The organism is Micromonospora sp. NPDC049114 (assembly GCF_040648635.1).
In the GTDB taxonomy this organism is placed as follows: domain Bacteria; phylum Actinomycetota; class Actinomycetes; order Mycobacteriales; family Micromonosporaceae; genus Micromonospora.
The window spans coordinates 359947-372039 of sequence record NZ_JBEZEA010000003.1; the positions used below are offsets into that span (position 1 = coordinate 359947).

The window sequence follows — 12093 nt, forward strand, 5'->3', positions numbered from 1 at the left end:
ACGCAAGTTTCCTTCGAAACTACTCCTGCCCAGGGAGATCCCCCATGAAGTCATTGCCATCGGTGAAGAGTGCGCTCAGCGCGGCAGCAGTGCTCCTCGCGCTCGGCGCGTGCGCACCCGGCAGCTCCTCCAGCGACGAACCGGCCGCCGACGCGAACACGGCCGTCCAGACCGGCGTCCCGTCCGGACCTGTGGAACTCAACCTGATCGCCACCCCCGAGTCGGGTGCCGCCATGAAGGACATCATCCCGGCGTTCCAGGCGAAGCACCCCAACGTCAAGATCAACTACGTCGACACCACGTACGACGACTACAACAAGTCGCTCAACCTCGCGTTGTCCAGCGACACCTCCCCCGACATCGTGCTGCTCAACGCGGTGGGCACCACGGTCAAGGACCAGTTGATCCTCAACCTTCAGCCGTATGCGAAGGCGTACGGCTGGGAGACGGCGTACCCGGCCGGGCAGCTCAACCAGTGGCGGGTCGCCAAGGACGGCACCACCCTCGGCTCCGGCGACCTGTACGCGGCACCCGCTTCCTTCTCGCAGGTCGGGCTCTACTACAACAAGGCCAAGTTGAAGAAGCTCGGCATCGCCGCGGCTCCGGCCTCACTCGAGGACCTGGAGGCCGCCCTGGCCAAGGCCAAGGCCGGCGGCGAGACCCCGCTCCAGCTCGGCAACAAGGAGGGCCACGCCTCCTTCCCGATCCAGCTCATCGGGCAGTCCACGGACGGCCCGGCCGCGTACGCCAAGTGGGTCTTCGGTGAGGGCGGAGCCACCTTCGACACCGCCGGGAACGCCAAGGGCGCCCAGAGCATCACCGACTGGGGTACGAAGGGCTACTACTCCAAGGACGCCAACGGCATCGACCTGCAGGGTGCGGTGGACAAGTTCACCAAGGGCGACGGCGTCTTCTTCGTCGACGGCTCCTGGGACTCGAAGAAGATCGGCGACGCGCTGCGGGGCGACGCCGGCTTCGTGGCCTTCCCCGGCCCCAAGGCCACCGCGATCGGCACCTCGGTGGCGTACGGGATCTCGCGGAAGTCGAAGAACGCGCAGGCCGCCGCCGCCTTCCTGGACTTCCTGCGCAGCCCGGAGGCTGCCAAGGCATCCTTCGCCCAGGGCTTCCTGCCCTCGGACACCTCCACCGTGACCGCCGAGCCCGGCACGATCTCCGCCGACCTGATCGCCGCGTGGAACAAGGTCAACGCCGATGACGGGCTCATCGGGTTCAACAACAACGCCACCGCGACCATGAACGACACGCTGGTCGCCGAGACCCAGAAGCTGATCGCCGGCAAGGTCGACCCCGCCACCTTCATCCGGGCCGTCCAGTCCGACTGGTCCAAGACGCATGGCTGACAGCCTCGCGAACCGCGTGGCCGTCCGGGACCGCACCGTCGTCGCCCCCGCGACGCCGGTGCGGGCCCGGCGGTCGCGGGCACGACTCGTACCGCTGCTCTACACCGCACCGGCGCTGCTCTTCTACGCGGCCTTCGTGATCGCGCCCTGGCTGCACAGCCTCTGGATCTCGTTCTGGGACTGGAACGGAATCGGCGTCGCCACCTGGGCCGGGCTCGACAACTACCGGGAGATCCTCGCCGACCCGGCGCTGCGGCTCTCCCTGGTCCACGCCTTCGGGCTGATCCTCTTCTACTCGGTCATCCCGATCTGCTTCGGCCTGGTGCTGGCGGCGCTCGTCGCGAACGTGCCCTGGAAGGGCATGCCCTTCGTCCGTACCGTGATCTTCCTGCCGCAGATCCTTCCGCTGGTCGCGGTCGGCAGCGTCTGGAAGCTGTTCTTCGACGACGACGGACCGTTCAACGCGCTGCTGCGCGCGGTCGGCCTGTCCGACCTCACCCGGGCCTGGCTGGGTGACTTCACCTGGGCCTACCCGGCGGTCGGAGTCGTCGGGACCTGGGTCTCGACCGGGCTCTGCTTCCTGCTGCTGTACTCCGGAATCGGCAAGATCGATCCGGCCCTGTACGAAGCCGCCCGACTCGACGGCGCCGGCGCGATCCACGAGTTCTGGCACGTCACAGTGCCGGGTCTGCGCCGGGAGATGTCGGTGGCCGCGACCGTCACCGTGATCGCTGCCCTGGCCAGCTTCGACGTCGTCTACGTGATGACCGCCGGCGGCCCCGGCGAGTCGACACTGGTGCCCGGTGTCGCCATCTACCGGCTGACCTTCACCGCGGGGCAGGTCGGCACCGCCTGTGCGCTCGCCGTCGTCCTGTCCCTGTTGACCTGCGCGGTCATGTTCGCCCTGAACCGCCTCACCCGGGAGAAGACATGATCCGGTCGATGACCCGGTTGTCGCTGCTGGCTGCCACCGCCTCGGTGCTGGTTCCCTTCTACGCGATCCTCGCCGCGTCGCTGCAACCACAGGACAATCTCAGCCCGGGCCTCGCGTGGCCGTCGGATCCGCAGTGGCACAACTACGTCGACGCCTGGTCGACAGGCGGCTTCGCTGACCTCATGCGGTCCAGCCTGATCATCGCGCTCGGCGTCGTACCCCTCGCTCTGGTGCTCGCGACCCTCGCCGGATACGGGCTGGCGATGATGCGGCTCGCCGTCCGGGGGCCGATCTTCGCGTTGCTCATGCTGGGTCTGGCCCTGCCGTACGAGTCGATCGTCATCCCGCTCTACTACGACCTCAAGTCGGTCGGACTCCTCAACACCTACTGGGCGGTCATCCTGCCGCTCATCGGGGCGTTCATGCCGTTCGGGGTGTTCTGGATGCGGAGCCACTTCGAGTCGCTGCCGCCGGAACTCACCGAGGCCGCCGAGATGGACGGCGCGACCAGCCGGCAGATCCTGCGCCAGGTCCTGCTGCCCACCGCACGGCCGGCGCTCACCACCCTCGGCCTTCTCTACTTCATGTGGGCGTGGAACCAGTTCCTGCTCGCGCTGATCCTCATCCAGGACCCGGCGATGCGGACGGCGCCGTCCGGGCTCGGCAAGTTCATCCAGGCCTACGGCCGCAACATCCCGCTGCTCAGCGCCGGAACGATCATCGTCATCGTCCCCGTGGTCATCCTCTACCTCTTCTTCCAGCGCCACTTCGTCAAAGGCATCCTTTCCGGCGCCATCAAATAGGAGACACCTGATGTCCATCACACTGGCGATCGTCGGTGCCGGAGCGCGAGGCGCCGCCTACGCGCGGCTCGCCGTCGCCACCGCCAACGCCACGATCGCGGCTGTCGCCGATCCCGACCCCGCCCGCCGCAGCACCCTGGCCGACGAGTTCGACGTACCCGCGGAGCGCCGGTTCGCCTCGTGGGAAGACCTCGCCGCACAGCCTCGGCTCGCCGACGCGGTGATCGTGGCGACCCCCGATCGCGCGCATGTCGAGCCGGTGGTGGCCTTCGCCGAACGCGGCTACGCGATCCTGCTGGAGAAGCCGATGGCCCCGTTGCCCGAGCAGGCGGAACGGATCGTCGCCGCAGCCGTCGACAACGACGTCCTCCTCGCCGTCTGTCACGTACTCCGATACACGCCCTATTCCCAGACACTCAAGCGGCTGATCGACTCCGGGCGGATCGGCGCGATCGTCAGCATCGATCACCTGGAGCCGGTCGGCTGGTGGCACCACGCCCACAGCTACGTGCGCGGCAACTGGGCGGTGGAGGCCGAATCCTCGTCGATGCTGCTCGCCAAGTCCTGCCACGACATCGACTGGCTCGGCCACCTCATCGGCCGACCGGTCCGACGGGTCTCCTCCTTCGGCGGCCTCGCCCACTTCCGGCCGGAGAACCGTCCAGCCGGAGCGACCGAGCGCTGCGTCGACTGCCCGGTCGAACGATCCTGTGCCTACTCCGCGATCCGGATCTACGAACGCTTCCTCGGTGACCCCGTCCACGAGGCATGGCCGCTGGGCGTACTGACCGACGACGTCAGCGCGGACGGTGTCCACAAAGCCCTCAGGGACGGCCCGTACGGCGTCTGCGTCTACGCGGGCCGCAACGACGTCGTCGACCACCAGGTGGTCAACCTCGAGTATGAGGGCGGCACCACGGTCGCCTTCACGATGACGGCCTTCACCGCGCTCGACTTTCGCAAGACGCGGATCTTCGGCACGTTCGGCAGCATCGAGGGAGACGGTCGTACCCTGCACGTCCACGACTTCCTCACCGACACCGTCGAGACCATCAACCTGGATCCCGACGGCGACGCCTCGGCCGCGGACGGGCACGGAGGCGCCGACGGGGCGCTCATCGAGGCGTTCATCGCGGCGGTCGCCACCGGGGACCGCTCACGTGTCACCTCCGGACCCGAGGAGAGCATCTCCTCCCACCGAGTCGTCTGGGCGGCCGAGCGGTCCCGCGCCACCGGCAGTGTCGTCGAGCTGACACCGGCCGCGTCGATCTAGGGAATACGCCGGCCATCCGCCAAACGGAACCCGGGGCGATCGACGTCCGGTCGCCCCGGGAGGACGAGCGCCCATCCCGGCGAAGGTCCCGCCGGACTCCGACCGCACGCTCCGCGACGTGCCGCAGGCCCTGGTCGACCGGGCTGACCGAAACGCTGGCCCACAGCGCTGCTCGATCCCGAGCGGCCGACGGACGCGGGCTCGGCCGATCTGGTACGCCAGCCGCACCTGGTGGAGTTGGAGTTGTGGGACAACGCCGGGGCCGGATCTGCTGGGTATCGTTCCGCACGTCACCGCCCGCCAGGCCGCTCACCGCACAGGAAGGCAGACGTCATGAGGTTCGTCCTGGTCGTCTACGGCGACCCCGGCGCCTGGGTGCACCCGATGTTCCTGCGCGGTGGCCGGTCCGCGGCCGGCAGCGGAGAGGACCGGCCGCCACCTGTCGAGTCGTTGCTGCACGAGCTCGCCGAATCGGGTGAACTGATCGACGCCACCGCGCTCGCCGACCCGATCAACACGACGACGCTACAGACGAAGGACGCTGCCGACGGCCCGCAGCTGGTTGAGGGGTCCGTCGAGTCCGGCGGCCGGTACGTGGCCGGATTCTTCGTCGTCGACTGCGAGAGCCACGCCCGCGCTGTCGAGATCGGACGCCGCCTGCCCGTGGCCGGTAGCCAGGCGGTCGAGATCCGGCCCGTCCTGGGCCTGTCCGGCTGGGAGATGTGAGCATGAACGACGTTCTGGCCGGGCTGGCGCCCCGTGTGCTCGGTGCCCTGGTGCGGCGGCACGGCTCGTTCGACGCGTGCGAGGACGCCGTGCAGGAGGCGCTCGTGGCCGCGGCCGTGCAGTGGCCGCAGGAAGGCGTTCCGGACAACCCCGTGGGCTGGCTCATCCGAGTTGCCACCCGGCGGCTGGTGGACGCGCGGCGCAGCGAGACGGCACGTCAGCAGCGTGAGGTGACCGTTGCGGCGCTCACCCCCGCCGATCAGATGCACGCGCCGCCAGCCGACGCCCCGGGCTCTCCCGACGACACGCTCACCCTGCTGTTCCTCTGCTGTCATCCAGCCGTCTCGCCGCTGTCGCAGGCCGCGCTCACCCTGCGCGCGGTGGGCGGGCTGACGACAGCACAGATCGCGCGGGCGTTCCTGGTTCCGGAGGCGACAGTGAGCCGCCGCATCACCCGCGCCAAGCAGCGCATCAAGGCGGCCGGCTCCGAGTTCCGCCTGCCGCCGGAGGGCGAACTGGAGGACCGGCTCGCGGTCGTGCTGCAGGTGCTGTATCTGATCTTCAACGAGGGGTACGCCGCGACGACCGGGGCCGAGTTGAACCGTCCGGAGCTGATCACCGAAGCGGTGCGCCTCACCCGGGAGCTGCACCGGCTGCTGCCCGGCAACGGGGAGGTGACCGGGCTGCTGGCGTTGATGCTGCTCACCGAGGCGCGTCGTCCGGCGCGTTCCGGGCCGGACGGAAGCCTCATCCCGCTGGGCGAGCAGGACCGCTCCCGGTGGAACCGCGACTACATCGACGAGGGCGTCAAGCTGATCACTGGAGCGTTGTCGTCGGCGCCGCTGGGGGTCTACCAGTTGCAGGCCGCCATCGCGGCGGTGCACGACGAGGCGGCTCGGGCGGAGGACACCGACTGGCCGCAGATCCTCGTGCTCTATCGACTGCTCGCCCGCATCTGGCCCAATCCCGTCGTGCAACTCAACGAAGCGATCGCGGTGGCCATGGTGCACGGGCCGCACGCCGGGCTCGCCGTGCTCGAGCCGCTGGTCGACGACGCCCGGGTGGCCGACGGTCACCGGCTGCACGCCGTACGCGCGCATCTTCTGGAGATGGCCGGCGAGCACGACGCGGCACGCGACACGTACGAGCTGGCCGCTCGCCGCGCCACAAGTCTGCCGGAGCGCCGTTATCTGGAACGGCGCGTCGCCCGGCTCAGCTGAGGGGTCAGCCGAGCCGGGCGGGCGATCAGTCCGCGTGCACCGCGAACTCGAGTGCCGGATCCCGGGGCTGGGGACGCCGCACGCCCCGCAGCAAGGGCACCGTGACCAGCAGCCCGAGGAGGGCGAAGCCGACGCACGCGACGAAGCCGGCTTGGTAACCCGCCATCTCGGCGGCTTGCGGAGTGCCGCCGGTCGAGTACGAGACCAGGACAGTGGAGACGATGGCCACGCCGAAACCGCCACCGATCTGCTGCGCGGCCGTGTTCATGCCGGAGGCCAGGCCCAGGTCGTTCTCGCGTACGCCGGTCAGGGCGGCAGCCGAGGCGGCGACCGTGCCGAGGCCGAGGCCGGAGCCGAAGAAGAACATGGCCGCGAAGATCAGCAGGAACGGGCCACCGGCGCCCACCGCGAAAATCATCATGCCCGGGCCGACGCCCATGAGCACCAGGCAGACGACCGCCACCGCGCGGGTGCCGTAGCGGGTGACGAACCGCTGGCCGATGAACGAGCCAGCGAACGCCATGAACGGCATGATCGCTTGACGCAGCCCGAATTCCGTCGCCGACCATCCGAGCAGGTCACCCTGGGCGTACTGGGACACGAGCACCGAGACGCCGACGGCCAGCATGCCCATGGTGACCATCGAGAGGTTGCCACCCACCACGAAGTTCGACCGCAGGATCCGCAGGGGCAGCAGGGGCGCCTCCGACCGTGACTCGATCACCACGAACAGGATCAGCAGCGCCACCGCGGCGCCGAACACCGCCAGAGTACGGCCGGCGAACCAGCCTGCGGTCGGCGCGAGTTGCACGCCGTAGATGAGCAGCGCCAGCATCGCGGTGCTGGAGAGCGCGCCGGCCACGTCGTACCGGCGGCGCAGGGTGACATCGGTGCTCTCGCGCAGGAGCAGCGGGCTGACGACGAGCATCACGATTGCCACCGGGATGTTGAGGAAGAAGATCCATTGCCAGCCGAGTACGTCGACGAGAACGCCACCGGCCAGCAGCGCGATGGTGGCGCCGACGCCGGCGATGCCCGCCCACGCGCCGAGTGCCAGGTGCCGGTGCGGGCCCTCCGGGAACTCGCTGGTCAGAATCGACAACGCGGTTGGCGCCATGAGCGCGGCCGAGACCCCGTGCAGCGCCCGGGCGATGATCAGCACCTCACCGTTCCACGCGAGGCCGGAAACCAGCGAGACGATCAGGAACAGCACCGTTCCGGCCATGAAGACCCGACGCCGGCCAAGCAGGTCCGCGGCGCGTCCGCCGAGCAGCAGCATGCCGCCGAAGGTGATCAGGTTCGCGCTCAGCACCCACTGCGCCGCGCCCGGAGTCATCTGCAGTGCCGACTGGATGGACGGCACGGCCAGGATGGTGACCTGCGAATCGAGGATGACCATGAAGTTCGCCAGACACAACACGGCGAGAATGAGCCAGCGGCGGGTGTCCAGCCGGCTCGGTGGCGCGGATGCGGTCTCGGTTATCGCCATCTCAGGGGCCCTTTCGATAGGTGTTCGCGTTTTCGCACGGTGACCCTGGCCGGCGTCGACGCAGGCCAGGGTTCTCAGGGGTGCGGGAACAGGCGACTGACGACGCCGGGCCGCGTCAGCGCCTACGGCGGATCGACCAGCCCGGCGGTGCGCAGAACCGCCTCGGACGACGCCGGATCATCGGCGGCCGCCGTCCGCGGTAGCGGGATGGAGAAGGTGCCCAACCGGGTCTTGACGGGCGTGGGCGAAGACCCGGACCTGGATGTGAGAGTTGTCGTGCCGCGAAAGGGTCCGCGCCGCTGGAGCCCGGGACGACCGCAGGCGTTTCGACTCCCCCATGCTGCCTCCACACATTCATGACGGTCGACCAGGTGCAGTCAGAGTAGGCAGCAGCACCGGAGCAGACTTCTCGCAGATTGCGCTCCTTGCGCGCGCCGATCGACCACCGCCAGCGGCCCCCGATAGCATGGCCAGCGCGGGAATGCTTCGCGTGCACCCGCGTTCACCGGGCTCGCGAAACTGCTGCCTATGCCATTCCCGAACCATCGCCGCGACCTGTTAGGAGCGCGTTGAAGCCGTTCCGAATCGACGCTCCGCGGACCGCCTGGACGGCCGGGGCAGTCGTCTCGCCGCAGCCCGCCGGCGCGCTGCGGGGCGGGACGTCGGCGTACCCGGCCGTGCCGCCGCTGGTACCGCTCGCCATGGCCGTTCATCAGCGTGAACCGGCACGGCCCATCGGGCGCTACGCCGACAGCGACTTTCCGTCGATCGTCCACTGACGGGAGTACGAGCGCGGTGGGCCACTTCCCCGCACTGGAAACCCCCAACCTCTACGTGGCCGGCCTGCGGGAGTACGCCCGGCGCCGACCGACCAGCGACCACACATCGGCAGCGGGTCGCCGTCGGCGGCCCGCAAGGAGAAGGGAACGCGATGGGACAGGGATTCGTGGTGCGGTACGAGATGCGGCCGGACTCGGCCGAGGAGAATCAGCGCCTGATCGAGGAGGTGTTCGCCGAGCTGACCGCCGAGCGGCCCGACGGCCTGAGCTATGCGGCCTTCCGCCTCGCCGACGGAGTCACGTTCGTTCACGTAGGCGTCTCCGACGGCTCCAACGCCCTCGGCGGCGTGGAGGCGTTCGCGGCGTTCCAGCGAGACTTCAAGGCCCGGGTGGCCGGCGGCCCGGAGGCCGCCGAGGCCGAGCTGATCGGCAGCTACGGCTTCGATGCGCAGCACATGACGCAGTGAGGCGGCGGCAGGGACGGGCGGGGCAAGGGGAAAGCACCCACACCGTCCCTGCCCCCGGCTCAGGCGGCCGCCTCCCGGTCGGTGGCGGCGTCCGCCTGTCCCATGACGCGGCTGTTCAGCACGATCGCCGCCATCAGCGGGAGCAGCCCGGCGAACGTCCAGGTGAGACCGAAGACCGCGGCGAACCAACCGACCATCGCCGGGCCGAGCAGGATGCCGCCGTACGCGAAGGTCGTGGCCCGCGCGACGAACGTTGTCGCGCCCGGTCCGTCGCCACCGGCGTGGCCGACCGCACTGAAGATCAGCGGCAGCAGCACGGCGGTGCCGGCGCCGAGGATGGCGAACCCGGCGATCGCCACGTAGGGCGAGGGTACGAGGACGACCACCGCGATGCCGGCGATGCCGACCAGCCCGCTCACCCGGAACAGAACCGCACCGCCGAAGCGCTCGGTGAGGCGGTCACCGAACAGCCGGATCAACGTCTGGAAGGCGGTGTACGCGGTGAAGGCCAGCGACGCCACGGCCAGCTCGGCACCGCGGATCTCGTGCAGGTAGATGCCACTCCAGCTGGTCACGGCCGCCTCGCACACCATGAGCGTCGCGCCCATCGCGCCGTACATCAGCACCCGGCGGCTCCAACCGGTACGCCAGCTCGCCCGGGGCTTGGCGTCGGCGGAGGCCTGCACCGGGTTGCGGTCGACCGACGCGGGCAGCAACATCGCGGTCAGCGGCAGGGCGGCCGCGAGCATCACTATCGCAACGCCGGCCAGATGCCACGACGGGGCGATGCCGGCCTTGATCAGACCGACGCCGACGAGCGACGCCAGCACGGCGCTGATGCTCCACGCCGCGTGGCAGCCGTTCATGATGGGTCGCCGACCGACGCGCTCGACCACTACGGCATGGCCGTTCATCGCCACGTCGGTCGCGCCGTGCACGATGCCGAGCAGGATCACCGCGACGGCGAGTTGCAGGGCGGTTCGCGCGAAACCGACAGCGGCCAGGGCCAGTGGCATGCACAGCAACATCGTGCGGATCACCCGGGAACTGCCGAACCGTGCCACCATGCCGCCGACGAACTGCATGGTCAGCAACGCCGCGACGCCGAGCAGCGTGAGGATCATGCCGAACTGCGCGTCACCGAACTGGTGAACAGCCTTGATCGACGGGATCCGCGTGATGTACGTCGACAGCAGCAGGCCGTTGACGAAGAAGACCCCGGTCACGGCCCACCGCGCACGAACGGCCGCCGCGACACCTACCGGCTCGCTGACTGCCTCCGGTCGATCCGGCGTCTCCAGCAGCACCGGCACCCCGTCGGGCGAACGCGGCCCACGCTCCTCGTGGTCAGTCATCTGCTCACTCCCCTGTCGGTTGCGGACGGTCTCTATCTGCTCGTCGGACCCCTGGGACACGAACGAGACATCCACAGCCGCATCCGGAACGTGACCCGCGTCACATCCGTAGCTGCCCTGTCGGCCGGGTCGTGCCGGATCCGACGCCTCAGAAGGGGGTGAGCGGCTCCGGCCGCATCCCGCCGCCGTCATCACCGAAAGGAGCAGACCGATGTCCCACGACACCCCGCCGGCCTCGCTGATCATCCCGACCTACAACCGGGCGGACCTGTTACGCCGCAATCTGGCCCAACTGGTTGGGCAGAGCCTGGACACCGATCGTTTCGAAGTGATCGTCGCGGATGACGGATCCAGCGACGACACCGAAGCGGCCGTCGGAGAGTTCCGCGACCGGTTGCGCCTGAAGTATCACCGCCAGGAGGACCGCGGCAACCGGGTAGGCACGGCGCGCAACGCCGGCGCCCGGCTGGCCACCGCACCTCTACTGATCTTCCTCGACACGGGCACGTTCGTGGGCCGCGACTTCGTCGACGCCCACCTGCGCGCCCACCGCGAAGTCCCCGGCCGCTGGGCGATCGTCGGGTACACGTACGGCTACGACCCGGAAGGAGTCGACGCCGGTCTCATGCGGCAACTGGACGAATCGACACCTGACGAACTCGTGGAACGTGCCGGCGCGACGTTGCGGGACGTCCGGCACGCACATCTCGCGGCCCACGAGTTCGACCTGTCCCGGCTGCTGGTGCCGTACCAGAACTTCTTCACCCTCAACTGCTCGGTCGCGGCCGCCGACTTCGCGGCCGTCGGCGGCTTCGATGAGGATTTCGTCGGGTGGGGCTTCGAGGACCTCGAGCTGGCGTACCGCCTGCTGCGCGACGGCGTCGGCCTGCGCATGAGCCGGACGGCGTGGGCGATCGAGTCGCCGCACCCACGGGACCCGGCACGCTTCGACGAGCTGCTGCGCAACATGGACCGCTTCTTCGCCAAGCATCCGTCCCCGCCGCTCGAGGTGGGCTGGGTCCTGCTGATGCGCTACCGCGACGATTACTGGACGTGGGAGGACGAGCTGCGCCAGGTCCTGGAGCAGACTGCGGCCGCTCAGGGCCGCGACGTCACCGGCGAGATCGCCGGAGTCCTGGCCAGTCTGCCCGCCGGCGGGAGCCTGGCGGTGCTCGGCGCCGGCGATCAGGTGCCCCCCGGCCTGCCGGCCGCCGTGTTGTACGACCTCGACGTGAACGCCGTCGCCCGACTCGCCGCAGCGGAACCGGGACGGCACGATGTCCGGCACGGCATCGGGCTACGCACCACACTGGAGGACGGGGCAGTCGACGACGTCATCGTGACCTCCCGGCTCGACGGCCTGTGGAAACGGTGGGGAGCCGACTTGCTCGCCGAGGCGGGACGGATCGGCAAGCGCGTCCACGTGACCGCCACAGCGGCACGCTGACACCACGGTGCGGGCCGGGACAGTCCCGGCCTGTCCCGTCCACTCGGCGCGGAACCCGCTCGGCATACCGCCGAAAATGCCCGCCATTATCGGAGCCCTACGGGAATCGCCCACCACCTCTTCCAGCTCCCCCGTCGGAGGTTGGCGTCGCCGGAATGGCTGGCAACTTCGAGTGTGCGCCGCTTCCTGAGCACGATTGAAAGGTGTCCGACGCGGACGGTAGCCTGCGGCAGTCACCA

The 12093-nt window shown here is 69.5% G+C and carries 11 protein-coding genes; 9 read left to right on the forward strand and 2 right to left on the reverse strand.

Annotated features, from left to right (window positions below; all coding sequences use genetic code 11):
• The first annotated feature begins 44 nt into the window (after positions 1–44).
• From AB0B39_RS14505 to AB0B39_RS14530, 6 genes are all read left to right on the forward strand, one after another.
• Entirely contained in the window at positions 45–1361 is a 1317-nt protein-coding gene (locus AB0B39_RS14505; protein ID WP_357495449.1) for an extracellular solute-binding protein, read from the forward strand.
• Positions 1354–2295 carry a sugar ABC transporter permease gene (locus AB0B39_RS14510; RefSeq protein ID WP_030328490.1) on the forward strand — a complete coding sequence of 314 codons (942 nt, stop codon included), beginning with the start codon at positions 1354–1356 and terminating at the stop codon, positions 2293–2295. Before AB0B39_RS14505 ends, AB0B39_RS14510 begins: the two co-directional genes overlap by 8 nt.
• Entirely contained in the window at positions 2292–3098 is an 807-nt protein-coding gene (locus AB0B39_RS14515) for a carbohydrate ABC transporter permease (RefSeq protein ID WP_357495452.1), read from the forward strand. Before AB0B39_RS14510 ends, AB0B39_RS14515 begins: the two co-directional genes overlap by 4 nt.
• Positions 3099–3108: 10 nt before the next feature.
• Positions 3109–4371 (forward strand): Gfo/Idh/MocA family oxidoreductase, encoded by a 1263-nt coding sequence (locus AB0B39_RS14520; RefSeq protein ID WP_357574534.1) that lies wholly within the window; start codon positions 3109–3111, stop codon positions 4369–4371.
• Positions 4372–4704: 333 nt separating this feature from the next.
• A complete protein-coding gene (locus AB0B39_RS14525) occupies positions 4705–5097 on the forward strand; it encodes a YciI family protein (RefSeq protein ID WP_357574535.1) in 393 nt (130 codons plus the stop codon).
• 2 nt (positions 5098–5099) lie between these two features.
• Positions 5100–6317, forward strand: a complete 1218-nt coding sequence (locus tag AB0B39_RS14530; protein ID WP_234587574.1) for a DUF6596 domain-containing protein — start codon at positions 5100–5102, stop codon at positions 6315–6317.
• A 25-nt stretch (positions 6318–6342) separates the two neighbouring features.
• On the opposite strand, the gene AB0B39_RS14535 is transcribed toward AB0B39_RS14530, so the two are convergent.
• A complete protein-coding gene (locus AB0B39_RS14535; RefSeq protein WP_234587572.1) occupies positions 6343–7806 on the reverse strand; it encodes an MFS transporter in 1464 nt (487 codons plus the stop codon).
• Positions 7807–8375: 569 nt separating this feature from the next.
• Between AB0B39_RS14535 and AB0B39_RS14540 the strand changes: the two genes are divergently transcribed.
• Entirely contained in the window at positions 8376–8585 is a 210-nt protein-coding gene (locus AB0B39_RS14540; RefSeq protein WP_357495465.1) for a hypothetical protein, read from the forward strand.
• A 152-nt stretch (positions 8586–8737) separates the two neighbouring features.
• On the forward strand, positions 8738–9052 hold the full coding sequence (locus AB0B39_RS14545) for a hypothetical protein (protein WP_357495467.1): 315 nt from the start codon (positions 8738–8740) through the stop codon (positions 9050–9052).
• 59 nt (positions 9053–9111) lie between these two features.
• Here AB0B39_RS14545 and AB0B39_RS14550 read toward each other — a convergent pair whose 3' ends face one another.
• A complete protein-coding gene (locus tag AB0B39_RS14550) occupies positions 9112–10407 on the reverse strand; it encodes an MFS transporter (RefSeq protein WP_357495469.1) in 1296 nt (431 codons plus the stop codon).
• 211 nt (positions 10408–10618) lie between these two features.
• On the opposite strand from AB0B39_RS14550, the gene AB0B39_RS14555 reads away from it, so the two are divergent.
• The gene (locus tag AB0B39_RS14555) at positions 10619–11854 is read left to right on the forward strand and encodes a glycosyltransferase (protein ID WP_357574536.1); all 1236 of its coding nucleotides are present in this window, start codon (positions 10619–10621) and stop codon (positions 11852–11854) included.
• Positions 11855–12093: the final 239 nt, after the last annotated feature.